General features: G+C 68.0%; 22 protein-coding genes and 1 pseudogene. 15 read left to right on the forward strand and 8 right to left on the reverse strand.

The window, feature by feature from the left end; all coding sequences use genetic code 11:
• Positions 1-76: 76 nt before the first annotated feature.
• The gene (locus tag HWX00_RS25200) at positions 77-493 is read left to right on the forward strand and encodes a DUF3995 domain-containing protein (protein ID WP_049032162.1); all 417 of its coding nucleotides are present in this window, start codon (positions 77-79) and stop codon (positions 491-493) included.
• A 12-nt stretch (positions 494-505) separates the two neighbouring features.
• Here the strand turns inward: HWX00_RS25200 and HWX00_RS25205 are convergent, their stop codons facing one another.
• Entirely contained in the window at positions 506-1,090 is a 585-nt protein-coding gene (locus HWX00_RS25205) for an RNA 2'-phosphotransferase (RefSeq protein WP_069705309.1), read from the reverse strand.
• A gap of 603 nt (positions 1,091-1,693) precedes the next feature.
• Here HWX00_RS25205 and HWX00_RS25210 point away from each other — a divergent pair.
• The 4 genes from HWX00_RS25210 to HWX00_RS25225 all read left to right on the forward strand — a co-directional run bounded on the left by HWX00_RS25210 (position 1,694) and on the right by HWX00_RS25225 (position 7,554).
• The gene (locus HWX00_RS25210; protein WP_175028648.1) at positions 1,694-2,434 is read left to right on the forward strand and encodes a gluconate 2-dehydrogenase subunit 3 family protein; all 741 of its coding nucleotides are present in this window, start codon (positions 1,694-1,696) and stop codon (positions 2,432-2,434) included.
• A complete protein-coding gene (locus HWX00_RS25215; RefSeq protein WP_034191549.1) occupies positions 2,434-4,212 on the forward strand; it encodes a GMC family oxidoreductase in 1,779 nt (592 codons plus the stop codon). The genes HWX00_RS25210 and HWX00_RS25215 overlap by 1 nt, the downstream gene beginning before the upstream one ends.
• Positions 4,209-5,630: a cytochrome c gene (locus HWX00_RS25220; protein WP_175028649.1), complete on the forward strand. Its 1,422-nt coding sequence runs from the start codon at positions 4,209-4,211 to the stop codon at positions 5,628-5,630. Before HWX00_RS25215 ends, HWX00_RS25220 begins: the two co-directional genes overlap by 4 nt.
• A 208-nt stretch (positions 5,631-5,838) precedes the next feature.
• Entirely contained in the window at positions 5,839-7,554 is a 1,716-nt protein-coding gene (locus HWX00_RS25225) for a cation:proton antiporter domain-containing protein (protein ID WP_034191547.1), read from the forward strand.
• Positions 7,555-7,629: 75 nt separating this feature from the next.
• Here the strand turns inward: HWX00_RS25225 and HWX00_RS25230 are convergent.
• The 3 genes and pseudogenes from HWX00_RS25230 to HWX00_RS25240 form a co-directional block, all read right to left on the reverse strand.
• Positions 7,630-7,989 (reverse strand): annotated as a pseudogene (locus tag HWX00_RS25230) (SDR family oxidoreductase); the annotation flags it as partial.
• A 139-nt stretch (positions 7,990-8,128) separates the two neighbouring features.
• Complete coding sequence (locus tag HWX00_RS25235) at positions 8,129-10,021, reverse strand: peptidoglycan D,D-transpeptidase FtsI family protein (protein WP_034191546.1); 1,893 nt, start codon at positions 10,019-10,021, stop codon at positions 8,129-8,131.
• Positions 10,022-10,442: 421 nt separating this feature from the next.
• Positions 10,443-10,787 carry a DUF3564 family protein gene (locus HWX00_RS25240; RefSeq protein ID WP_034191545.1) on the reverse strand — a complete coding sequence of 115 codons (345 nt, stop codon included), beginning with the start codon at positions 10,785-10,787 and terminating at the stop codon, positions 10,443-10,445.
• Between the two features lie 647 nt (positions 10,788-11,434).
• Between HWX00_RS25240 and HWX00_RS25245 the strand changes: the two genes are divergently transcribed.
• Positions 11,435-12,646 carry an SDR family oxidoreductase gene (locus HWX00_RS25245; protein ID WP_034191544.1) on the forward strand — a complete coding sequence of 404 codons (1,212 nt, stop codon included), beginning with the start codon at positions 11,435-11,437 and terminating at the stop codon, positions 12,644-12,646.
• 54 nt (positions 12,647-12,700) lie between these two features.
• Here the strand turns inward: HWX00_RS25245 and hpaR are convergent, their stop codons facing one another.
• Complete coding sequence (gene hpaR, locus HWX00_RS25250; protein WP_034191543.1) at positions 12,701-13,141, reverse strand: homoprotocatechuate degradation operon regulator HpaR; 441 nt, start codon at positions 13,139-13,141, stop codon at positions 12,701-12,703.
• A 152-nt stretch (positions 13,142-13,293) separates the two neighbouring features.
• Here hpaR and HWX00_RS25255 point away from each other — a divergent pair, with 152 nt between their 5' ends.
• The 7 genes from HWX00_RS25255 to hpaI are packed head-to-tail and all read left to right on the forward strand — an operon-like array spanning position 13,294 to position 19,200.
• Positions 13,294-13,983 carry a fumarylacetoacetate hydrolase family protein gene (locus tag HWX00_RS25255; RefSeq protein ID WP_175028650.1) on the forward strand — a complete coding sequence of 230 codons (690 nt, stop codon included), beginning with the start codon at positions 13,294-13,296 and terminating at the stop codon, positions 13,981-13,983.
• Positions 13,980-14,744: a fumarylacetoacetate hydrolase family protein gene (locus tag HWX00_RS25260; RefSeq protein ID WP_175028651.1), complete on the forward strand. Its 765-nt coding sequence runs from the start codon at positions 13,980-13,982 to the stop codon at positions 14,742-14,744. The genes HWX00_RS25255 and HWX00_RS25260 overlap by 4 nt, the downstream gene beginning before the upstream one ends.
• Before the next feature lie 22 nt (positions 14,745-14,766).
• Positions 14,767-16,230, forward strand: coding sequence for a 5-carboxymethyl-2-hydroxymuconate semialdehyde dehydrogenase (hpaE, locus tag HWX00_RS25265; RefSeq protein WP_034191540.1), 1,464 nt, complete (start codon positions 14,767-14,769; stop codon positions 16,228-16,230).
• A gap of 42 nt (positions 16,231-16,272) precedes the next feature.
• Positions 16,273-17,121: a 3,4-dihydroxyphenylacetate 2,3-dioxygenase gene (gene hpaD / locus HWX00_RS25270; protein ID WP_175028652.1), complete on the forward strand. Its 849-nt coding sequence runs from the start codon at positions 16,273-16,275 to the stop codon at positions 17,119-17,121.
• A 44-nt stretch (positions 17,122-17,165) separates the two neighbouring features.
• Positions 17,166-17,558: a 5-carboxymethyl-2-hydroxymuconate Delta-isomerase gene (locus tag HWX00_RS25275; protein ID WP_034191538.1), complete on the forward strand. Its 393-nt coding sequence runs from the start codon at positions 17,166-17,168 to the stop codon at positions 17,556-17,558.
• A gap of 20 nt (positions 17,559-17,578) precedes the next feature.
• Positions 17,579-18,382 carry a 2-oxo-hept-4-ene-1,7-dioate hydratase gene (gene hpaH / locus HWX00_RS25280; protein WP_049036266.1) on the forward strand — a complete coding sequence of 268 codons (804 nt, stop codon included), beginning with the start codon at positions 17,579-17,581 and terminating at the stop codon, positions 18,380-18,382.
• 11 nt (positions 18,383-18,393) lie between these two features.
• Complete coding sequence (hpaI, locus tag HWX00_RS25285; RefSeq protein WP_175028653.1) at positions 18,394-19,200, forward strand: 4-hydroxy-2-oxoheptanedioate aldolase; 807 nt, start codon at positions 18,394-18,396, stop codon at positions 19,198-19,200.
• Between the two features lie 58 nt (positions 19,201-19,258).
• On the opposite strand, the gene HWX00_RS25290 is transcribed toward hpaI, so the two are convergent.
• Positions 19,259-19,423, reverse strand: coding sequence for a hypothetical protein (locus HWX00_RS25290; protein ID WP_175028654.1), 165 nt, complete (start codon positions 19,421-19,423; stop codon positions 19,259-19,261).
• A 15-nt stretch (positions 19,424-19,438) separates the two neighbouring features.
• Positions 19,439-20,239 (reverse strand): AraC family transcriptional regulator, encoded by an 801-nt coding sequence (locus HWX00_RS25295; RefSeq protein ID WP_049036262.1) that lies wholly within the window; start codon positions 20,237-20,239, stop codon positions 19,439-19,441.
• A 95-nt stretch (positions 20,240-20,334) separates the two neighbouring features.
• Between HWX00_RS25295 and HWX00_RS25300 the strand changes: the two genes are divergently transcribed.
• Positions 20,335-20,586, forward strand: a complete 252-nt coding sequence (locus HWX00_RS25300; RefSeq protein ID WP_034191534.1) for a hypothetical protein — start codon at positions 20,335-20,337, stop codon at positions 20,584-20,586.
• Between the two features lie 46 nt (positions 20,587-20,632).
• Positions 20,633-21,598 carry a quinone oxidoreductase family protein gene (locus tag HWX00_RS25305; RefSeq protein ID WP_034191533.1) on the forward strand — a complete coding sequence of 322 codons (966 nt, stop codon included), beginning with the start codon at positions 20,633-20,635 and terminating at the stop codon, positions 21,596-21,598.
• 141 nt (positions 21,599-21,739) lie between these two features.
• On the opposite strand, the gene HWX00_RS25310 is transcribed toward HWX00_RS25305, so the two are convergent.
• Positions 21,740-22,831 carry a porin gene (locus HWX00_RS25310; protein WP_034191532.1) on the reverse strand — a complete coding sequence of 364 codons (1,092 nt, stop codon included), beginning with the start codon at positions 22,829-22,831 and terminating at the stop codon, positions 21,740-21,742.
• Positions 22,832-22,895 lie beyond the last annotated feature (64 nt).

Raw genomic sequence — 22,895 nt, forward strand, 5'->3', positions numbered from 1 at the left:
TCGTCATGCGTGGCGCGGGCCGGGGCCGCGCGCCGAAACCCTTCCGGCAGAACAACGAGACAAGGACACGAACGACATGACCGGCGCGTATTTCAGCGTGCCGACGCTTTGCGCGATCGCGCTCGTACACGTCTACTGGGCGTTGGGCGGGCGGCGCGGCAAGCGTGCGGCGATTCCGGAACTGGATGGCGTGCCGCTGCTGCGGCCGACCGCGATCGGCACGCTTGCCGTCGCGGCGGCGCTGCTGGGCGGCGCATGCGTGGTGGCCGCGCGTGCCGGCTGGCTGGGGCGTAACGCGTATCCCGGCACGATCGCGTTCGCGGTCGTTGCGCTCGCACTGATCTTCGCGGTGCGCGCCGTCGGCGATTTCCGCTACGTCGGCTTCTTCAAGCGCATTCGCGGGTCGCGTTTCGCACGGATGGACTCGCTGTATTACTCGCCGCTGTGCGCGGCGCTGGCGCTGTCCATCGCGTCGATGTTCTGGCCGCGGTGAGCGGCGGGCGGTTCAACCCGCGGGCGCATCGATCGGCGCAAGGCATTCGGCCGGCACGGCGTCGGTCAGCCAGACGCCGTTTTCGGCAATGAAGAACGTGCGGCCCTGCCGGTGCATGCGCTGCGCGTCGACCTCGAGAATCACCGGCACGCCGTAGCGCGCGCCAACCGCCCGTGCCGTCCCGATGTCGGCCGACAGGTGCACGTGATGCCGGGCGCCGGGTTTCAGTCCTTGCGCACGAATCGAATCGAGGAAGCGCGTCGCCGTGCCGTGATAGAGGCGCTCGGGCGGCTGCGCGGCCGGATAACGCCGTTGCACGACGGGCGTCGAATGGCCCTGCACCGCGCGAATGCGCTGACCGTCGTCGGAAAGCGCGAAGCGCTGCTTGTCGCTGGTTGCACAGACGCTTTCGATCGTCGCGCGATCGAGCCGGTGTCCGTGACGGGCGGCGCCGGCAATCAACCGACCGATATCGGCCCAGCCTTGCGCATCGAGTTGCAGGCCGATCGCCTGCGGCTCGTGGCGTAGCAGGTAGCTCAGATATTTGCTGATGCTGGTCGAATCGGGCGCCAGCGATTTGTTTTTCCGGGTATTCATGAGAGGCGGAGGCTACCAGGGTACGGCGCGCTCCGGCGCCGTCGCGTGGTGCCGCGTGACTGGAAAGAGGCAGCTCTCCGGGTACGTCCTCCAGGCAACGAACGCCTGCCTGCCCCCTTCATCCACCTGCGATCGCGCGCATCCTTGCGCATTCCGGTTTTCAGATTTTTCAATTGTTGCGATTTTCGATGCATTGAATTGCATCGAACCCTGTAGCAATGGAACCGGTTCCAGCTATAATTCGCCGCACTCGTCGCCGGGCCCTAAAGAGGGTCGTGCACGTTGCGCTTGCCGTCGGCAAACGCGGCGTCTAAGTTGAACAAGGGTCATGGCGATGGCAGCAGATGCCGGTCGAAAGGCCGCTATTTGTCTGACGATAGGGCCCGTTAAGAGGTCGATCCGTGCAGCGCGCCGCCGTCGCCGGCGCGACGCGCGGCCGCATGAAGGCGTCACCGTGCATCGCGCGGCCGTTGCCCGCATCGAGGTTGTTCGCAACATATGAAGAACAGGACGGCCAGCCGCATGCGGCACGGCTTCCGGCCGGCCACGCGGCATGCGGAATGCGCGTGGCCGGCGCCGATCCCCAACGATCAACATCCGACCATGTCCACGCCACCTGACAAACCCAACTCGCGCCGCCGTTTCCTGCGCACGTCGGTCGCGCTCGTGCCGATCGCGTCGGTCGCCGGCTGCGACCTGCGCTCGTCGTCGCCGTCCGCGACGACGGCCGGCAGCGCGCCCGCCGCATCGTCCAGCGCCGAGCGCGCCCCGTACAAGCCGACCTTCTTCGATGCGAAGGAGTGGGCGTTCGTCCAGGCCGCCGTCGACCGGCTCATCCCGGCCGACGCCGAAGGCCCCGGCGCGCTCGAATCGGGCGTGCCCGAATTCATCGACCGCCAGATGGAGACGCCGTATGCGCACGGCGCGACGTGGTACATGCAGGGGCCGTTCCAGCAGGGCGTGCCCGAGCTGGGTTACCAGTTGAAGCTGGTGCCCCGCGACATCTACCGGCTCGGCATCGCGGCCGTCAACCGTTATTGCGAAAAGGCGCACGGCAAGGCGTTCGCGGATCTCGACGCACCGGCGCGCGACACCGTGCTCGGCGCGCTGGAGAAGGGCGCCGCGCAGATCGACGACGTCCCGCCCGGCGTGTTCTTCGGCCAGTTGCTGCAGAACACGCGCGAAGGTTATTTCTGCGATCCGGTGCACGGCGGCAATCACGACATGGCCGCGTGGAAGATGATCGGCTTTCCGGGCGCACGCGCGGACTTCATGGATTTCGTCAACCAGAGCGGCAAGCCCTATCCGTACGGGCCCGTCTCGATCAACGGGGAGCGCAGCTGATGGCCGCAGAGAAAAAGCCGCATGTCGATGCGGTGATCGTCGGCTTCGGCTGGACCGGTGCGATTCTCGCGAAGGAACTGACCGAAGCGGGCCTGAAGGTCGTCGCGCTCGAGCGCGGCGAATATCGCGATACGTACCCGGACGGCGCGTATCCGAACACGATCGACGAGCTGACGTACAACATCCGCAAGAAGCTGTTCCTCGACCTGTCGAAGACGACCGTGTCGATCCGCCACGGCCTGCAGGACACCGCGCTGCCGTACCGGCAGCTCGCCGCGTTCCTGCCGGGCGAAGGCGTCGGCGGCGCGGGGCTGCACTGGTCGGGCGTGCATTTCCGGATCACGCCGGAAGAGCTGCGCCTGCGCAGCCACTATGAAGAGCGCTACGGCCGGAAGTTCATCCCCGAAGGGATGACGATCCAGGATACGGGCGTGACCTACGACGAGCTCGAGCCGCATTTCGACTTCGCCGAGAAGGTGTTCGGCACGTCGGGGCAGGCGTACAAGGTCGGCGGCAAGGTGGTCGGCGACGGCAACGTGTTCGAGGCGAACCGCAGCGACAACTTCCCGCTGCCCGCGCAGCTCAATACGTATTCGGCGCAGCGCTTCTTCGACGCCGCCAAGTCGCTCGGCCTGCATCCGTACCGGCTGCCGTCGGCGAACACGTCGGGCCCGTACACGAACCCGTACGGCGTGCAGATGGGCCCGTGCAACTTCTGCGGCTACTGCAGCGGTTACGCGTGCTACATGTACTCGAAGGCGTCGCCGAACCTGAACATCCTGCCCGCGCTGAAGCAGGCGCCGAACTTCGAGCTGCGCTCGAAGTGCCACGTGCTGCGGGTCGACCTCGACGACACGAAGAAGCGCGCGACCGGCGTGACCTACGTCGATCCGGCCGGGCGCGAAGTGCACCAGCCGGCCGATCTCGTGATCGTGGCCGCGTTCCAGTATCACAACGTGCACCTGCTGCTGCTGTCGGGCATCGGCAAGCCGTACGATCCGGTCTCGGGCGAGGGTGTCGTGGGCCGCAATTTCGCGTACCAGAACCTGTCGACGATCAAGGCGTTTTTCGACAAGGATACCTACACGAATCCGTTCATCGGCGCGGGCGGCAACGGCGTCGCGGTGGACGATTTCAACGCGGACAACTTCGACCACGGCCCGCTCGGCTTCGTCGGCGGTTCGCCGCTGTGGGTGAACCAGGCCGGCGTGAAGCCGATCAGCGGCATCGCGACGCCGCCCGGCACGCCGCAGTGGGGTTCCGCGTGGAAGAAGGCCGTCAAGGACAACTACGCGCACACGATCTCGATGGACGCGCACGGCACCAACATGTCGTACCGCGACGTGTATCTCGACCTCGACCCGACCTATCGCGATTCGTACGGTCAGCCGCTGTTGCGGATGACGTTCGACTGGAAGGACAACGACATCAAGATGGCGCAATACGTGACCGGGCAGATGAAGAAGATCGCGGAAGCGATGGGGCCGAAGGCGATCAGCGTGTCGACGCGCGAGTTCGGCAAGCACTTCGATTCGCGCGCCTACCAGACGACCCACCTCGTCGGCGGCGCGATCATGGGCACCGACCCGAAGACGAGCGTGCTGAACCGCTACCTGCAGTGCTGGGACGTGCACAACGTGTTCGTGATGGGCGCGTCCGCGCTGCCGCAGGGCATCGGCTACAACCCGACCGGGATCATCGCGGCGCTGGCCTACTGGTCGGCACGCGCGATCCGCGAGCAATACCTGAAAAATCCTGCCCCGCTGGTGACCGTATGAAGAGGACGATGAATTCCCTCGCCACGCGCCGCATGTCCTCGTGGTCGCGTGCCCTCGCGGCCGCGGCGAGCTGGGTCGTGTTCGGCCTCGCCGGCACGACGGCCGTCGCGCAACCGGCGGCGCCCGCCGCGGCTTCCGGCCCGGCGGCTGCACCGGTGGCCCGGTCGGCCGACGCGAGCCTGGTCAAGCGCGGCGAATACCTCGCGCGCGCCGGCGACTGTATCGCATGCCACACCGCGAGCGGCGGCAAGCCGTTCGCCGGCGGGCTGAAGTTCGACACGCCGATCGGCGGCATCTACTCGACGAACATCACGCCGGACCCGAAGACGGGTCTCGGCGGCTGGACTTACGAGGACTTCACGCGCGCGGTGCGCGAGGGCGTGCGCAAGAACGGCGACACGATGTATCCGGCCATGCCGTTCCCGTCGTATTCGCGCCTGACCGACGACGACATGAAGGCGCTGTACGCGTACTTCATGCACGGCGTCGCGCCCGTCGAGCACGAGAACCGCGCGGTCGACATCGTGTGGCCGCTGTCGATGCGCTGGCCGCTCGGGATCTGGCGCAAGCTGTTCGCGCCGGCGCCGAAGCCGTTCGATGCGGCGCCGTACACCGATCCGGTGGTCGCGCGCGGCGCGTATCTCGTACAGGGCCTCGGCCACTGCGGCGCGTGCCACACGCCGCGCGCGCCGACGATGCAGGAGCGCGGGCTGACCGATGCGGACGGCCCGGACTTCCTGGCCGGCGGCGCAGCGATCGACGGCTGGGTGCCGACGAGCCTGCGCGGCGAGCCGCGCACGGGCCTGGGGACGTGGAACGAAGCCGAGATCGTGCAGTTCCTGAAGACGGGCCGCACGCTGCGCACGGCCGCGTTCGGCGGGATGACGGACGTGGTCGGCCACAGCATGCAGCACATGACCGACGACGACCTGAACGCGATCGCGCGCTACCTGAAGACGCTGCCGCCGCGCGTGCAGGGCGAGCAGCCGCACGTATACGACGCGGCCGCCGCGAAGGCGCTGCAGACGGGCGACGCGAGCAAGCCGGGCGCGGCCGTCTATCGCGACAACTGCATGGCCTGCCACCGCAGCGACGGCCACGGCTACACGCGCGTGTTCCCGGCGCTGGCCGGCAACCCGGTCGTGCAGGGGGACGATCCGACCTCGCTGATCCACGTCGTGCTGGAAGGCAGCGCGCTGGAGGGGACGCGCACCGCGCCGTCGACCTTCACGATGCCGCCGTTCGGCTGGCGCCTGTCGGACCAGGAAGTCGCCGACGTGTCGAACTTCGTGCGCACGAGCTGGGGCAACACGGGGGCGCCGGTGACGGCCGCGCAGGTCGCTAAGGTGCGCAAGAGCGTGCCGTCGACGCGGCCGGAGCCGCCGCCGGGCGCGCGGTTCCCGCAAGCGTCGCGCTGACGCGGGCGGCGGGGCGCCGGCCCCGCCGGTCCGACCCGTTTCACGGCGCCGGCCGCGACGTGCGGCGCCCGTCGTTTCGCCGGGGTTGCACCCCGCAAAAGCGCGCGGCCGCGTGAATTTTTCGCGGCCGCGCGCCATTCTTCCGCCTCATCCCTTATCCTTTCACTCTTGAACCTTACTAAATAGTTACAAGAGCTTGGGAGGGGGGATGCCTCATGACGTCAGCCTGATTGCGTTGCTCGCGGCCGGTTTCGGTCTCGCGATGATCTTCGGTTACCTCGCGTCGCTGCTGAAAATGCCGCCGCTGGTCGGCTATCTGCTTGCCGGGATCGTGATCGGCCCCGGCACGCCCGGTTTCGTCGGCGACCTGTCGCTCGCGCAGCAGCTCGCGGAAGTGGGCGTCATGCTGCTGATGTTCGGCGTCGGCCTGCATTTTTCGCTCGGCGATCTGCTCGCGGTGCGCAAGATCGCGCTGCCGGGCGCGGTCGTCCAGATTACCGTCGCGACGCTGCTCGGCGGCGGGCTCGCGCTCACGTGGGGCTGGAGCCTCGGCGCGGCGCTGGTGTTCGGGCTCGCCTTGTCGGTCGCGAGTACCGTCGTGCTGCTGCGCGCGCTGGAAGGACGCGGGCTCGTCGAGACGGTCAACGGGCGCATCGCGGTCGGCTGGCTGGTCGTCGAGGATCTCGTCATGGTGCTCGTGCTGGTGCTGCTGCCGCCCGTCGCGGGGCTGCTCGGCGGCACGCCGCCCGGCGATACGCATGCGGCGGGCGGCAGCGTGTGGGGCACGCTCGGCGTCACGATGCTGAAGGTCGCGGCGTTCATCGCGCTGATGCTGGTGGTCGGCAAGCGCGTGTTTCCGCGCATTCTGTGGCTCGTCGCGCGCACCGGCTCGCGCGAGCTGTTCACGCTGTGCATGATCGCGGCCGCGGTCGGGATCGCGTTCGGCGCGGCGAAGCTGTTCGACGTGTCGTTCGCGCTCGGCGCGTTCTTCGCCGGGATGATGATGCGCGAGTCGGAATTCAGTCGGCGCGCGGCCGATGAGACCTTGCCGCTGCGCGACGCGTTCTCGGTGCTGTTCTTCATCTCGGTCGGCATGCTGTTCGACCCGAAGGTGCTGCTCGAGGAGCCGCTGCACGTGATCGAGGTCGCGGCGATCGTGCTGGTCGGCAAGACGCTCGCGGCCGTCGCGCTCGTGATCGCGTTCCGCTATCCGCTGAACACCGCGCTGACGGTCGGCGCGGGCCTCGCGCAGATCGGCGAATTCTCGTTCATTCTCGCGGGGCTCGGGCGTGCGCTCGGGCTCTTGTCGGCCGAGGGGCAGAGCCTGATCCTGGCGGTCGCGCTGATTTCGATCGCGATGAACACGCTGCTGTTCGCGATGATCGACCCGGCGCTCGTGTGGATCCGCAAGCATTCGGCGTTCGCGCGCAAGCTCGAGGCGCGCGACGATCCGCTCGCCGCGCTGCCGATGTCGACGCCGCAGACCCACTTGACGGGGCAGGTCGTGATCGTCGGCTACGGCAAGGTCGGCACGCGGATCGCGCATGCGCTGGACGAGCGCGGGATCGCCTATGTCGTCGTCGAGCAGAATCGCGAGCTCGTCGAGAAGCTGCGCGCGGACGGCATCGCGGCCGTGTCGGGCGACGCGATCGAGCCGATCGTGCTCGTGCAGGCGCATATCGCGCGGGCCGGGATGCTGGTCGTCACGCTGCCCGACGTGTTCGACGTGCGGCAGATCGTCGAGATCTCGCGCACGCTCAACCCGACGCTCGAAGTCGTGCTGTGCACCAACAGCGGCGACGAGGCCGCGCTGCTGTCCAGCGAGGGTGTCGGCACCGTGTTCATGGGCGAGACCGAACTCGCGCGCGGGATGACCGAGCACGTGCTCGGCCGGATGGTGAAGCCGGTCGCGGCCGCGCATTGACGGCGCGCGGCATCGCGCCGCGCACCGGGCAGCGCGCGGCGGCCCGGGCGGCCGCCGGCCCTGCGGGCTTCGGTGTCAGTAGAACGTCTCGAGCGTCGGTTCCCGCGCCATCACCACGCGATTGCCGGCCAGCAGGCCGCCGCCCACCGGCAGCGCGACGCCGGTGATGATCCGAGCGGCCGGCGAACTCAGGAACGGCGCGGCCTGCGCGACGTCGTCGGGCGTCGCGAAATCGTCGGGCGGATACCCCTTTCTCGATTGCTCGAACACCTGCGGATTGCGCCGCACGCGCGCTTCCGACGCGGGTGTCTTCACCGTGCCGGGCAGCACGATGTTCGCGCGCGCGCCGTCGCGGCCCTATTCGATCGCCAGCGATTTCGTGTCGCTGATCAGCCCGGCCTTGGCCGCGCTGTAGGCCGGATGTTGTAGTCGGGCGCACCGGCAAGGCCGCCTGCGGCGCGCAAATATTGCAGGAGGACGCGGCGGGAACCCTCAAATGATGCGGGGCGTTCCTGGAACGTGGGATGAAAGCAGGGAAGGGCGACGCGCATCCGGCATCGCCCGGACGGCGACGTCAGCCTGCGGCAGCCTTCGCCGGCGCGGCCGTGCCGGATCGTGCGGCCGTCTCGAGCGGCGCGGATGGTTTCCGCGCGGCAGCCGTCCGGGCCGGCGAGGCCTTCGGCGCGGCTACCGTCTTCTGCGGCGCAGCCGCTTTTGCCGGCGCATTCTTCTCGGGCTCGACCGGCGCATCGGGCGGTACGCCGAGCAATTGCAGCGAGCCGCTCGTGACCGACGCGAACACCGGGCCGGCCACCGTGCCGCCGTAGTAGCCCTTGCCGCGCGGCTCGTCGATCATCACGGCGACGATCAGGCGCGGGTTGCTCATCGGCGCCATCCCCGCGAACAGCGCGCGGTACTTGCCCTTTGCATAGGTCGCGCCGACCTGCTTGCGCGCGGTACCGGTCTTGCCGCCGATCCGGTAGCCGTCGACGCGCGCGCGGCGCCCCGTACCGCCTTCGCCGACCGCCATCTCGAGCATCGAGCGGATCGACGCGGCCGTTTGCGGCGACGTCACGCGGTGGCCACGATGCGCGTCGATCGTCTGCTGATCGGTGCCGTTCTTCAGCAGCGACACCGGGTGCAGCGTGCCGTCGCCCGCATAAGCCGTGTAGGTCTGCGCGATCTGCAGCAGCGACATCGACAGGCCGTAGCCGTAAGCCATCGTCGCCTGCTCGATCGGCCGCCAGCGCTTGTAGCCGCGCAGCCGGCCCGACGCCACGCCCGGGAACGTCAGTTCCGGCGCGCGGCCGATCCCGTACTCCTGGTATTTGTTCCAGATCGTTTCGGCGGGCAGGTTCAGCGCGAGCTTCGCGAGCGCGACGTTGCTCGACTTCTGCAGCGCCTGCGAAACCGTCAGCGACCCGTGGTTCGACGTGTCGTGAATCACGGCCGGGCCGATCTTGTAGGTGCCGGGCGACGTGTTGATGATCGTGTTCGGCGTGACCTTGCGTTCGTCGATCGACAGCGCGACGACGAGCGGCTTGATCGTCGAGCCCGGTTCGAACGTGTCGATCACCGCGCGGTTGCGCAACTGCTGGCCGGTCAGGCGGGCACGATCGTTCGGGTCGAAGGTCGGGTAGTTCGCGAGCGCGAGGATCTCGCCGTTCTGCGCGTCGAGCACGACGACGCTGCCTGCCACCGCGTTGTTCTCGATCACGGCGGCCTTGAGCTGGCTGTACGCGAGCTGCTGGATGCGGCGATCGATCGTCAGCTCGATCGTCGCGCCGTGCTGCGCGGGGACGAGCGGGCGCGTATCCGACACGATGCGGCCGAGCCGATCGCGGATCACCTCGCGTTGCCCCGACGTGCCTTGCAGGCGTGCATTCGCCGCGAGTTCGACGCCTTCCTGGCCCTTGTCCTCGACGTTCGTGAAGCCGACCACGTGCGCGGCCGATTCGCCTTCCGGATAGAAGCGCTTCGAATCGGCGATCTGCGTGATGCCGTCGATCGCGAGCTTGTCGAGGCGGCCCGCGGTATCGGCGTCCACTTGCCGCTTGAGCAGCACGAAGGTCTTCTCGTTGCCCAGACGCCGCTTCACCTCGACGAGCGGCATGTCGAGCAGCTTGGCGATCTGCGGGTAGTCGGTATCGGCGACCTGTTTCGGGTTCGCCCAGATTTCATAGGTCGACAGGCTGACCGCGAGCATCGCGCCGTTGCGGTCGACGATGCGACCGCGCATCGCGTCGAGCTCGATCGTGCGCTGGTAGCGCTTCTGGCCCTGTCCGACATAGAAATCCTGGTTCGCGACCTGCACCCAGAAGGCCCGCGCGATCAGCGCGGCGAACGCGAGGAACACGACGATCACGATCAACCTCGAGCGCCACATCGGCAGGCGCGACGCGAGCATCGGATTCTTGGTCGCGGCCGCGTACGGATCGGCGGGGTGGGTCTTCTTTTTCACGCTCATGCAATGGCCGGTTCGGGCCGCCCGTCGGCGGCAAATCAGTCTGGATAATGCGATTGTAATAAATGAGTAAACGTCGTGTGGGGAAAGTGTGTTCCGGCCCCGTGAAAAAACGTCAAAACGGCGACTTGGCCGGACATGAAAAACGAAGGCAGCAAAAAAGCACGGCGAAAGCGGGCGGCCGACGTCACGGCAGGCAACGGGGGGATGCTCGGCAGGGGGGCGATCCGGGGAGGCGGATTCGGGTGCCGGTCGAGCGCGACCGCCGACGCAGCGCGATCAATTGCCCGGGCCTCGATTATTTCTTTATGCCCGAAAATGAGAAACGCCCCGAAAGGGGGCGTCGATAATCATGAATATCGAAATGAATATCACTGGCACCGGAATAAACCCGAAAACCGCAGACGATTTACCTCGATGAATGCTATCGGGCAACGGAAATGAATTCCCGGTATTCCGGCTGGGTCGTGCAGCGATCGACCGCCTGCAGCCGCCATGCACCGGCGTGGTCGCCGGCGAGGACGGCAGGGCCCTGTTCGCGCTGCGTCGCGCCGAACGACAGCCCCTTCAGCTGGCACACGGCGTTGCCGCCATCGGCCGCGCAGAGCGCCATCGCGCCCTCGACGTCGCGGACCTTGCCCCAGGCCGGGAGATCGATGCCCTGATGTGCCTCGCGCGACCACAGTCCCTCGTCGGTATCGACCCATAGAACTGCGAAAGCGTGCCGGGTTGCCGATTCGCTGCCATTAATCCGAATGGTGAGGCGCATTGTGATCGTCTCCTGAAAAATTGACGCATTCGACCGTTTTGACTTGATCAGTCTAGATAGACTGGTGTGAAACGCAAGTGATAATCCTCAAACAATCCTTATTGAGTTCATTCCGGTTTCAGATGGAACGACGTCTGACGATTCATGGTCGTTTCGGAGGCACTTGCCATCACGGGCGTTAGCGGAGATCGTGGTGTCGAGAGGCGCGTCGAAGGCGGTCGGGAGATGGGATGACCCGCGCGCGGGGCGCGTCGATCTGTCGCGCGCGACCGGCCACCGAAACGGTGCCGACGGATGCGACATGGCGCAGTCGGGACACCGACCGGGCGGACGTTTCGTCGTGCCGACGGCGGGTCCGGCACGACACACTCCGACAATCGCGTACAAATCGGCACACTTTCACGAAACTTTCGGGACAGACTTGCATTCGGTCGGGCCCCACACTGGGAAGGTCCCGATCCTGTGCCGCGGACGCCCGTCCGCGGCGGCTGCCGCCATCTCGTGCCAGAGAGCGATCGACGCGATCGCAGGCCGCACGCCCGATCGGGACTGCCGGGGCCGCGTCAGCCCCGGCCCGGCCGTGAGCCGTGCGCGGCCCGCAACCGCGGGCACCGCGCCGCCCGGCCGATTCTTCGAAGGAGACTATCGTGCTGATCTGGAAAACCGCGTTGTCGCTCAACTGGCGGACGAGCCTCGTGTCGCCGGCCAGCGCACCGGTCGCGGCGGCGAACGTCGGGCGCCTGGTGCTGACCGGCGCAACCGGCTTCATCGGCAGTACCGTGCTGACGGCGCTCGTCAATGCGGGGCTGCTCGAACGCATCGTGTGCGTCGTGCGCGCGCAGGATCGCGGCCACGCCGTCGCGCGGCTGCGCGAGGCGGCGCTGCGCGCGGGGCTTGCGCCGTACTGGGCGTCGCGCCTGACCGATGCGAACGTGATCGTCGGCGCGCTCGGCGACGTGTGGCACGGCGCCGATGCGCCGCGCCTCGCCGGGGCGACGCACGTGATTCACTGCGCCGGCCATGCGTCGCCGGCCGACGGCGCGCATCTGCGGGCCGACATCGCCGATGCGGTGCATTTCGCCGAACGCTTCGCGCGCGCGCCGCGCCTGCAGCGCTTCGTGTACGTCGGCACGGCCTATGCGCACGCGGGCCGCGGCGGGATCGTGCAGGAACAGGCGGCGGGCGCTGCGGCGAACGACCCGGCGCACGACGACGAAGGCCTGCCGGGTGCGGTGCTCGCGGCCGATTATCTGCACGCGAAGGCCGAAACCGAACAGCGCCTGCGCGCGCTCGGGCTGCCGCTCGTCGTCGTGCGGCCGTCGCATGTGGTCGGTCATACGGTGCTCGGCACGCGGCCCGCGCCGAATTCGTTCTGGATGTTCCGCCTCGCGCATGCCGCGCGTCGCTTCACCGCGCGGCCGATGACGCGCATCGACATCGTGTCGGTGGACGACGTGGCGCGCGCGACGATGCTGCTGGCCGTGAAGCCGACGCTCGCCCACGACGTCTATCACGTGTCGGCCGGCGACGAGGCGCCGCAGGTCGCGCAGATCGTGCGGGCGATGGACGAGGCGGCGGGGATGACGGGTGCGCCGCGCTACGCCGCGTGTGCGCCGGCGGAACTGCCGCTCGTGGTGCGAGACGTGCTCGGGCGGGCCGATCCGGCACTCGAACGCGTGATCGGCCGTGCATTGCAGCGCTGCGGGGAATTCGCGACGGTCGATCGCGTGTTCGACAACCGTCGCGTGCGCGACGAAATCGATTTCGAGCCGTTGCCGTTCATCGATTACGTCGAGGAGTGCATGCGCACGTCGCGCGGCGTGGCCGTGACCGAGTTGATGCGCGGCGCGTTGCACTGACTGCCCGTACCGCACCGCACCCGTTCCCGCGCGCGGCGGGAGCGGGTGCTTTCCTTATGCGTTGCCGCCGAGTTCGATGAGCCGGTCGAGCGCGCGGTAGATGTCTTCCAGGCCGTCCTCGCCGAAGCGCGACTCGAGCTGCCGGTATTGCTCGTCGATGCGCGGACCGATCTCCGTCACCAGTTTCCTGCTTTGCGGCGTCAGGCTGACCAGCAGCCGGCGCTGATCTTCCTGCGCGCGCGTGCGCGTGATCAGGCCGTCGCGCTCCATCCGTTCCAGCACGCCGGTGAGGCTCGGGCTCAGGATGCAGCAGCGCCTGGCGATCTGTCCCGCCTCGAGCGCCTGCGCCGGTTCGCCGTCGAGCACGCGGATGATCCGCCATTGCTGTTCGGTCAACGCGAATTCCTTGAGAATGGGGCGAAACAGACCCATCAGCGTTTCGCGGGCCTCGAGCAGCAGCATGGCCAGGTTGCGATGGTCGAGCGTACGGTTCATCGGGGTGGGTAAAGGACGGGGACGTATCAATCTTAACAGCCGAAGGAGATGGATTTCGCGTATCAGGGTAATCGAGGTTGCCAGCGTTCGATTGTTTACTTAAGATATTAACTATTGACGATGCGCCGCGACGCGCGGCAGGGGAATGACGCATGGAGCTGTCTTGCACGACCGCCGCGGCGCCGCCGTTGCCGGTCGCCATCGGTACCGTCTATGGCGCACTGCTCAACGAGCGCGTCGCGCTCGACGCGCTCGGCGACGCCGTGAACGCGCCGCCTTACGGCCGCCCGCCGCAGGCGCCGATCCTGTACATCAAACCCGCCAACACGCATGCGGGCGACGGCGCCGCCGTCGTCGTGCCGGCCGGCGTCGACGCGCTGGAAATCGGCGCGTCGGTGGCCGTCGTGTTCGCCCGGCGCGCGACGCGCGTGCCGGCCGCGCAGGCGCTCGACTACGTGCACGGCTTCACGCTCGCGAGCGACGTGTCGGTGCCGCACCCCGATTACTACCGCCCGGCCGTGCGCTTCAAGTGCCGTGACGGCTTCTGCCCGCTGGGCCCGGCCATCGTGCCGGCCGCCGCGCTCGGCGACGTCGACGCGATCGGCCTGACGGTGCGGATCGACGGCGAACTGGCCGTGTCCGCGTCGACCGCCACGCTGATCCGCCCGGTGCGCGAACTGATCGCCGATGTGACCGCGTTCATGTCGTTCGACGCGGGCGACGTGCTGTTGCTCGGCGTCGCGGGCGGCGCACCGCGCGCCCGCGCGGGCAGCACGATCGAGATTTCGGCCGCCGGGATCGGCACGCTGCGGCATACGCTGATTGCGGAGGAAGCACCATGAAGACGGCGCGCGTGATCTACAACGGCGCACTGCATGCGGCCGAACCGGCCGGCGACGGCACGATCCGCCTCGATACGGGGCGCGTGGTCGCCGAGGAGGCGGTGGCGTGGCTGCCGCCCGTCGCGCCGCGCACGACGTTCGCGCTCGGCCTCAACTACGCCGACCACGCGAAGGAACTCGCGTTCAAGGCGCCGAGCGAGCCGCTGATCTTCCTGAAGGGACCGAACACGTTCATCGGCCACCGGTCGCGCACCATGCGCCCGGCGGATGCGACGCACATGCACTACGAGTGCGAACTGGCCGTCGTGATCGGCCGGCCCGCGCGCAACGTGAGCCGTGCGCAGGCCGTCGACTACGTGGCCGGCTACACGGTCGCGAACGACTACGCGATCCGCGACTATCTCGAGAACTACTATCGCCCGAACCTGCGCGTGAAGAACCGCGATACCTGCACGCCGCTCGGGCCGTGGTTCGTCAGCCGCGACGAGATCGGCGACGCGGGCGACCTGATGCTGCGCACGACCGTGAACGGCCACGAGACGCAGCGCGGCAGCACGCGCGACATGATCTTCGACGTGCCGGCGCTGATCGAGCACATCAGCGGCTTCATGACGCTCGCGCCGGGCGACCTGATCCTGACCGGCACGCCCGAGGGGCTGGCGGACACGCAGCCGGGCGACGAGGTCGTGACCGAGATCGAAGGGATTGGCCGGCTCGTGAACACGATCGTCGGCGAAGCAGACTACTATCGCGCCGGCTGAGCCCGTCGCCCAAGGAGAGCACATGACCATCAAGCACTGGATCGACGGCCGCGAAGTCGAGAGCCGCGAGACCTTCACGACGCTGAACCCCGCGACGGGCGACGTCATCACCGACGTCGCGTCGGGCGGCGAGGCCGAGGTCGACGCGGCCGTGCGCGCGGCGAAGGCGGCGTTCCCGAAATGGGCGAACACGCCCGCGAAGGCGCGCGCGAAGCTGATGCGCAAGCTCGGCGAGCTGATCGAGAAGAACGTGCCGATGCTCGCGGCGCTGGAGACGCAGGACACCGGCCTGCCGATCGCGCAGACGAGCAAGCAGCTGATTCCGCGCGCCTCGGAGAACTTCAATTTCTTCGCGGAAGTGTGCGTGCAGATGAACGGCCGCACGTATCCGGTCGACGACCAGATGCTGAACTACACGCTGTACCAGCCGGTGGGCGTGTGCGCGCTGGTGTCGCCATGGAACGTGCCGTTCATGACGGCCACGTGGAAGACGGCGCCGTGCCTCGCGCTCGGCAATACGGCCGTGCTGAAGATGTCGGAACTGTCGCCGCTGACGGCCGACCAGCTCGGCCGGCTCGCGCTCGAAGCCGGCATTCCGCCCGGCGTGCTGAACGTCGTGCAGGGCTACGGCGCGACGGCCGGCGACGCGCTCGTGCGCCATCCCGACGTGCGCGCGGTGTCGTTCACCGGCGGCACCGTGACGGGCAAGCGGATCATGGAGCGCGCGGGCCTCAAGAAGTATTCGATGGAGCTCGGCGGCAAGTCGCCGGTGCTGATCTTCGACGACGCCGATTTCGACCGTGCGCTCGACGCGTCGCTGTTCACGATCTTCTCGATCAACGGCGAACGGTGCACCGCCGGTTCGCGGATCTTCGTGCAGCGCACGATCTACGACCGCTTCGTGCAGGAATTCGCGCGCCGCGCGAACAACCTGGTGGTCGGCGACCCGGCCGATCCGGGCACGAATCTCGGCGCGATGATCACGCGCCAGCACTGGGAGAAGGTGACGGGCTACATCCGCATCGGCGAGCAGGAAGGCGCGCGCGTGGTCGCGGGCGGCGCGGACAAGCCGGCCGGGCTGCCCGCGCATCTGCGCAACGGCAACTTCGTGCGCCCGACCGTGTTCGCCGACGTCGACAACCGGATGCGTATCGCGCAGGAAGAGATCTTCGGGCCGGTCGCCTGCATCATTCCGTTCGAGGACGAAGACGAAGGGCTGCGGCTCGCGAACGACACCGCGTATGGCCTTGCGTCGTATATCTGGACGCAGGACGTCGGCAAGGTGCATCGTCTCGCACGCGGGATCGAGGCCGGGATGGTGTTCGTGAACAGTCAGAACGTGCGCGACCTGCGCCAGCCGTTCGGCGGCGTGAAGGAGTCGGGCACCGGGCGCGAGGGCGGCGAGTACAGTTTCGAGGTGTTCGCGGAGATCAAGAACGTGTGCATCTCGATGGGTTCGCACCACATCCCGCGCTGGGGCGTGTGACGGTCGTTTCGCCGCGATAACGAACCAAACGGAGACTGAACGATGGGCAAACTGTCCCTCGCCGCGAAGATCACGCACGTGCCGTCGATGTATCTGTCGGAACTGCCCGGCAGGCATCACGGTTGCCGCGAGGCGGCGATCCGCGGCCACCAGCTGATCGGCGAGCGCTGCCGCGCGCTCGGCGTCGACACGATCGTCGTGTCGGACGTGCACTGGCTCGTCAATGCCGGTTATCACGTGAACTGCAACGCGCGGTTCTCGGGCACGTACACGAGCAACGAGCTGCCGCATTTCATCCGCGACATGACGTACGCGTATCCGGGCAACCCGGCGCTCGGCCGGCTGATCGCCGAGACGGCCACCGGGCGCGGCATCGCGACGCGCGCGCACGAGATCGACAGCCTGGAACTCGAATACGGCACGCTCGTGCCGATGCGCTACATGAACGGCGACCAGCATTTCAAGGTCGTGTCGATCGCCGGCTGGTGCATGTGGCATCAGCTCGACGAAAGCCGCCGCTTCGGCGAGGCGCTGCTCGAGGCGATCGAGAAGAGCGATTCGAACGTCGCGTTCCTCGCGAGCGGCTCGTTGTCGCGCCGCTTCAACGACAACGGCAGCCCCGAGGAATCGATCCACCAGATCAGCCGCGAATTCTTCCGCCAGGTCGACCTGCGCGTGGTCGAGCTGTGGAGGCAGGGCGATTTCAAGACCTTCTGCGCGATGCTGCCCGAGTACAACCTCCATTGCCACGGCGAAGGCGGGATGCACGACACGGCGATGCTGCTCGGGCTGCTCGGCTGGGATCGTTACGACAAGCCCGTCGAGATCGTCACCGACTATTTCGCGAGTTCGGGCACCGGGCAGATCAACGCGATCTTTCCGCTCGCCTGAGCGCTGCCGCCTGCCAAGCAATCGAATCCGAACGGAGATTTGCCATGCCACACATCGTCGTCGAATACACCGCGAACATCCGCGACGACGCGCGCATTCCCGCGCTGCTGCGCACGATCAACGCGACGCTGATCGCGCAGGGCGGCGTGTTCCCGACCGGCGGCATCCGCTCGCGCGCGCTCGAACTGCAGGACTACTGCGTCGCCGACGGCACGGAGGACGACGCCTTCGTCCACGTGACGCTGAAGATCGGCTCGGGGCGTACCGACGCGCAGAAGAAGGCCGCGTGCGATGCGCTGTTCGATGCGATCAAGGCGCATTTCGCCGAGCTGTACGCGAAACGCTACCTCGCGCTGTCGATGGAACTGACCGAGTTCAGCGAAAGCGGCTCGTACAAGCACAACAACATCCACGCCCGCTACAAGCGGGCCGGCTGAACCCCATTCCCGATCCGACCATGCTCGAACCCGCCCTCATCGACCAGCTCGCGCGGCGTCTGCACGACGCCGAGCGCGAGCGCACGCAGATCCGCCAGATCTCGCTCGACCATCCCGACATCACGATCGACGACGCGTATGCGATCCAGCGCGCGTGGGTGACCCTCAAGCTCGCGGAAGGCCGCACGCTGAAGGGGCACAAGATCGGCCTCACGTCGAAGGCGATGCAGAACACGTCGCAGATCGACGAGCCCGATTACGGCGCGCTGCTCGACGACATGTTCTTCGACGACGGCGGCACGATCCCGACCGGCCGCTTCATCGTGCCGCGCGTCGAGGTCGAACTCGCGTTCGTGCTCGGCAAGCGGCTCTCGGGCCCGAACTGCACGATCTTCGACGTGTACGACGCGGTCGATTACGTCGTGCCCGCGCTCGAGATCATCGACGCGCGCAGCCAGTCCATCGACCCCGATACGAAACGGCCGCGCAAGGTGTTCGACACGATCGCCGACAACGCCGCGAACGCGGGCGTCGTGATCGGCGGCCGGCCGGTGCGGCCGCAGGACGTCGACCTGCGCTGGGTCGCGGCGATCATGTCGCGCAACGGCGTGGTCGAGGAAACGGGCGTCGCGGCCGGCGTGCTGAACCATCCGGCGAACGGCGTCGCGTGGCTCGCGAACCGGCTGTCGCGTTTCGGCGTCGCGCTGGAACCCGGGCAGATCGTGCTCGGCGGGTCGTTCACGCGGCCGTGTGCGGCGCGGCCGGGCGATACGTTCAGCGTCGACTACGGCCCGCTCGGGACGATCCAGTGCCATTTCGAGTGAGGTAGCGAACGATGCAGATTCCGTCGAATGTCTTCAAGGCCGCGCTCGCGCGCGGCGACGCGCAGATCGGGCTGTGGCTCGGGCTCGCGAATCCGTACAGCGCCGAGGTCGTCGCGGGCGCGGGATTCGACTGGTTGCTGATCGACGGCGAGCATGCGCCGAACACGGTGCCGACGATCCTCGCGCAGTTGCAGGCGATCGCGCCGTATCCGTCGCATCCGGTCGTGCGCGTGCCGTGGAACGATCCGGTGATCGTCAAGCAGGTGCTCGATCTCGGGGCGCAGACGCTGCTGGTGCCGATGGTGCAGAGCGCCGACGAAGCGCGCGCGGCCGTGGCCGCGACGCGTTACCCGCCGCACGGGATGCGCGGCGTCGGCAGTTCGCTGGCACGCGCGTCGCGGTGGAATCGTGTGGGCGACTACCTGCATCGCGCGAACGACGAGATGGCCGTGCTCGTGCAGGTCGAGACACGCGCGGGGCTCGATGCGATCGATGCGATCGCGCGGGTCGAAGGCGTCGACGGCGTGTTCATCGGGCCGGCTGACCTGGCCGCCGATCTCGGGCATCTCGGCAATCCGGGCCACCCGGTCGTGCAGGCCGCGATCGACGGCGCGATCCGGATGATCAAGGCGGCCGGCAAGGCGCCGGGCATTCTGAGCGCGGATGAGGCGGCCGCGCGACGCTATCTGGACGCGGGCGCGCTGTTCGTCGCGGTCGGGGTCGATACGACGCTGCTCGCGAGGAGCGCGGAGCGGCTGGCGGCGCAGTTCAAGGGGAAGGGGGGCAAGGCCGCGGAGAAGGGCGACGGCACGTATTGAACGAAACGGACAGACCGTTTATAGAGGGCGATATCACTTTTCGTTTATTGCGAAAAAATCATGCCATCCAGAACCCCGGTTTGGAGCGCGCGATGCCCCACACCACGATGTCCGCTACGATCTGCCCGTCGAGCGCGAGATGCGGGCGGCTGTCGAAGGGCAGCGCGCCTACCGGACGATCATCTGAATTGAACCGGATTCCGCGAATCGTTTGACGTTTCAAGCCGGTCGCGTGTTGTTACCGTGCGTCGATTGTCGATGTCCCCCCGTTCTCCATATACCGTCCAGGCGTCGTCCCCAACGCCCGCCGGAACATGTCGATGAACGCGCTCACGTTGTCGTACCCGAGATCGAGCGCGATCGTCGTCACCGGCACGTCATCGGCGATTCTCTCCAGCGCCCGCAGCAACCTGGCCTGCTGACGCCACTGCGCGAACGTCAGCCCCGTCTCGGCGACGAAGCGGCGGCTCATCGTTCGCGCACTGATGCCGGCCCATGCGGCCCATTCCTCCAGCCGCCGGTTGTCCGCGAGATTCGTGGCCAGCGCATCGGTGATCTTCATCAGCCGCGCGTCTCGCGGCCGTACCAGTCCCAGCGCCTCGACCTCCGACGACGCGATTTCGTCGAGGATCACGTCGGCGATGCGCGTTTGCGCGGCATCCAGTTCCGAATCGCCCCAGCTTGCCGCGCGCTGCACGGCTTCACGCAGCAGCGGTGTCGTGCGGATCGCGCGCGGCGCGGCCGGCAGTGCCGCGCAGCGTGCTTCGGCGACGAACGCCGACCAGCCGGAAATCGGCCCGAACGAACGCAACGAATGCCGGCAATGCGGCGGAATCCAGATCGCGTGAATGGCCGGCACGACCCAGGCCTGGTCATCGAGGCCGATCGTCAGCAGCCCGCTCAGCGCGCCGACGAGCTGGCCGCGCGCATGCGAATGCGGCGCGGTCACGCGCGGGTCGCGTTGCGACAGCACGGCGGCGACCACGAACGGGCCGTCGTCGGACGTGACGAATCGGGCGGGCAGAAGCGGATCGGACATGGCCGGATATCGGTATCGAATGGCTGTTATACCGGAGATTGGCCGGCTTCGCACGCCTACACTGCATCCATCGATGACAACCGGAGTACGACGCGATGCGAGCCGAACAGATGCTTCCCGACCATGCCGACCGGATCGAAACCGGCGGAACGACAATCCGCAAGGGGACCGTCGGCGCGTTCCTGGTCAACGCGCGCGTGTTGACCGACCCGCACGCCGAGCCCGCCGACCGGGCGCGCGCGGAGGCCGACGCGATCGACGCATTGCCGGCGCTGCGCGCGCTCGGCCTGTTCGACGTGCTGGAAGTGCGCGATCCCGCGCTGCGCGCGTGGCTCGACGCACGCTGATGCGCAGCTGAACCGTCGATCGAGATCCCCGATTCAAGGAGTCACCATGAAAGCAGCAGTCGTGACGGGCGCCGGCGAGCGTCCCGTTCAGATGGAATTCGATGCGCCGCGCGCGATGCCGGGCCACAGCCTGATCGACGTGACGGCGTCCGCGCTGAGCCGGCTCGCGCAGGCGCGCGCGGCCGGCACGCATTACTCGTCGGACGGGCGTTATCCGTTCGTCGTCGGCGTCGACGGGGTGGGTCGCCGTCTCGACGACGGGCAGCGCGTCTACTTCTTCGGCGCACCCGCCCCGTTCGGCGCGATGGCCGAGCGGACGATCGCGCCCGATACGCGGTGCGTGCCGCTGCCCGATTCGCTCGACGACGTCACGGCGGCGGCGATCGCGATTCCCGGGATGTCGTCGTGGGCGGCGCTGACCGAGCGCGCGCGGCTCGTCGCGGGCGAGACGGTACTCGTCAACGGTGCGACGGGTACGTCGGGGCGGCTGGCAGTGCGGATCGCGAAGCATCTCGGCGCCGCGAAGGTGATCGCGACGGGCCGCAACGCAGCCGCGCTGCAGGCGTTGCCGAGCGCCGGTGCGGATGCGGTCGTGTCGCTGCAGCAGGACGACGCACATCTGGCACGCGCGCTCGAACCGCATTTCCGTGAAGGTGTGGACGTCGTGCTCGACTATCTGTGGGGCGCCAGCGCGCAGACGCTGTTGCTTGCCGCCGCGAAGGCGACGCCCGACGGCCGCCGGCTGCGATTCGTGCAGATCGGCTCGATCGGCGGCGCGGACGTGCTGCTGCCAGGCGCGGTGCTGCGGGCGACCGCGATCGAACTGATGGGCAGCGGCATCGGCAGCGTATCGCTGCCCCGCTTGCTGGCGTCGGTGCGCGGTGTGTTCGACGCGGCCGGGCCGGCCGGCCTCGCGATCGACACGCGCACGGTGCCGCTGTCGGCCGTGGGCGAACACTGGGGCGATACGAACAGTCTCGTGCGCCCGGTGTTCACGATGCGCGGCGAGTGAGCGGCGCATCGAAACGCAGCGCGCCGGACGTGACGCGAGGGGCACGCTGGGCGGCGGCGGCCGGCGGTTCGCCGCGATGCCGCCGCGCGTGGCCTGGCTGAACGGCGGTCGACCGACTGCCGCCGCCCGCCGGCCCGGGTGTCAGAACCGCTGCTGGATCCCCGCCGTGACGCCGACCTGGGTCGTGCCGTATCCCGCGAAATCGCGCGACACGCCAACCTTCTGGTCGTGTTTCGCGATCGCGAACGCGCCGGCCGCGTACAGCACCGTGCGCTTCGACAGCGCGTAGTTCGCGCGCATCGACACCAGCGTCGGATCGGCATCGCTGCCGCCCTTGATGTTCTGGTGATAGACGGCCGCGATCAGCGAGAACGCCGGCGTGAACTGATACGACCCGCCGAGCCAGTACGTGTCGCTCAGCTGGTTCGCCGCCGTGGTGCGGAACGTGCGTTTGTAGTTGCGGTAGCCGGCCATCGTCTTCAGGTTGCCGAAGTCGTAGCTCAGGCCGGCATGGACGCCCTGGATATAGTTGACCGTATCGGCCGGCGTGACGCTGTCGGCCGCGCCGTTCTGCCGATCGAACGTGACGACCGCCGCGAACGGGCCTTTCTCGTAGCCGACCGCGAAGTCGTATTTCGAGCTGGTCTTCACGCTGCCCGGCACGTTGCCGAAGCCGTACAACGCGCCGAACTTGAAGCCGCTGAATTCGCCGTCGTAGCGCACCGCGTTCGACGAGCGCGTGAACATGCCGTCCTTGCGGCCGCCCGTCGCCGTCGACGCCGAGGCCCACGAGTAGTTCTGCGCGTAACCCATCGGGTCGAACGGCAGCATGTAGTCGTAGGTGACGGTGTAGTTGCGGCCGAGCGTCAGTTCGCCCCATTTGCTCTTCAGGCCGACCGTCGCGCGGCGCGCGAAGATCGAGTCGGGGCCGTCGTCGAGCGCGCCGTTCGCGAGGTCGATCCCGCTTTCGAGTCGGAACACGGCCTTCAGCCCGCCGCCGAGATCCTCGACGCCGCGCAAGCCCCAGCGCGAGGTGTTCTTGTTGCCCGACTTGAGCTTGACCGAACTGCCGCCTTCGGGCGCCGCATGGTTCGTGTATTCGATGCCGGCATCCATGATCCCGTACATCGTGACCGACGACTGCGCGTGCGCGGCGCCTGCCGCGAGTCCGGCGACGGCGGCCGATCCGGTCAGGACGGCGGCGCGAAGGGAACGCTCTGCGCGTGATTTCATTGACGGTGTCTCCTTGGTTCTTGTGGGTTGGGTGAGTCGGTTAGGCGCGCATCCGCCCGCGGCG

Origin of the sequence: Burkholderia seminalis DSM 23518, assembly GCF_902832885.1 — a bacterium.
Classification (GTDB): Bacteria; Pseudomonadota; Gammaproteobacteria; order Burkholderiales; family Burkholderiaceae; genus Burkholderia; species Burkholderia seminalis.

What these genes read in the sequence shown, in the direction of transcription:
- HWX00_RS25200 (WP_049032162.1), top strand. Translation starts at nt 77, where the DNA reads ATGACCGGCGCGTATTTCAGCGTGCCGACGCTTTGCGCGATCGCGCTC.
- HWX00_RS25205 (WP_069705309.1), bottom strand. Translation starts at nt 1,090, where the DNA reads ATGAATACCCGGAAAAACAAATCGCTGGCGCCCGATTCGACCAGCATC.
- HWX00_RS25210 (WP_175028648.1), top strand. Translation starts at nt 1,694, where the DNA reads ATGTCCACGCCACCTGACAAACCCAACTCGCGCCGCCGTTTCCTGCGC.
- HWX00_RS25215 (WP_034191549.1), top strand. Translation starts at nt 2,434, where the DNA reads ATGGCCGCAGAGAAAAAGCCGCATGTCGATGCGGTGATCGTCGGCTTC.
- HWX00_RS25220 (WP_175028649.1), top strand. Translation starts at nt 4,209, where the DNA reads ATGAAGAGGACGATGAATTCCCTCGCCACGCGCCGCATGTCCTCGTGG.
- HWX00_RS25225 (WP_034191547.1), top strand. Translation starts at nt 5,839, where the DNA reads ATGCCTCATGACGTCAGCCTGATTGCGTTGCTCGCGGCCGGTTTCGGT.
- HWX00_RS25235 (WP_034191546.1), bottom strand. Translation starts at nt 10,021, where the DNA reads ATGAGCGTGAAAAAGAAGACCCACCCCGCCGATCCGTACGCGGCCGCG.
- HWX00_RS25240 (WP_034191545.1), bottom strand. Translation starts at nt 10,787, where the DNA reads ATGCGCCTCACCATTCGGATTAATGGCAGCGAATCGGCAACCCGGCAC.
- hpaR (WP_034191543.1), bottom strand. Translation starts at nt 13,141, where the DNA reads ATGAACCGTACGCTCGACCATCGCAACCTGGCCATGCTGCTGCTCGAG.
- HWX00_RS25255 (WP_175028650.1), top strand. Translation starts at nt 13,294, where the DNA reads ATGGAGCTGTCTTGCACGACCGCCGCGGCGCCGCCGTTGCCGGTCGCC.
- HWX00_RS25260 (WP_175028651.1), top strand. Translation starts at nt 13,980, where the DNA reads ATGAAGACGGCGCGCGTGATCTACAACGGCGCACTGCATGCGGCCGAA.
- hpaE (WP_034191540.1), top strand. Translation starts at nt 14,767, where the DNA reads ATGACCATCAAGCACTGGATCGACGGCCGCGAAGTCGAGAGCCGCGAG.
- hpaD (WP_175028652.1), top strand. Translation starts at nt 16,273, where the DNA reads ATGGGCAAACTGTCCCTCGCCGCGAAGATCACGCACGTGCCGTCGATG.
- HWX00_RS25275 (WP_034191538.1), top strand. Translation starts at nt 17,166, where the DNA reads ATGCCACACATCGTCGTCGAATACACCGCGAACATCCGCGACGACGCG.
- hpaH (WP_049036266.1), top strand. Translation starts at nt 17,579, where the DNA reads ATGCTCGAACCCGCCCTCATCGACCAGCTCGCGCGGCGTCTGCACGAC.
- hpaI (WP_175028653.1), top strand. Translation starts at nt 18,394, where the DNA reads ATGCAGATTCCGTCGAATGTCTTCAAGGCCGCGCTCGCGCGCGGCGAC.
- HWX00_RS25295 (WP_049036262.1), bottom strand. Translation starts at nt 20,239, where the DNA reads ATGTCCGATCCGCTTCTGCCCGCCCGATTCGTCACGTCCGACGACGGC.
- HWX00_RS25300 (WP_034191534.1), top strand. Translation starts at nt 20,335, where the DNA reads ATGCGAGCCGAACAGATGCTTCCCGACCATGCCGACCGGATCGAAACC.
- HWX00_RS25305 (WP_034191533.1), top strand. Translation starts at nt 20,633, where the DNA reads ATGAAAGCAGCAGTCGTGACGGGCGCCGGCGAGCGTCCCGTTCAGATG.
- HWX00_RS25310 (WP_034191532.1), bottom strand. Translation starts at nt 22,831, where the DNA reads ATGAAATCACGCGCAGAGCGTTCCCTTCGCGCCGCCGTCCTGACCGGA.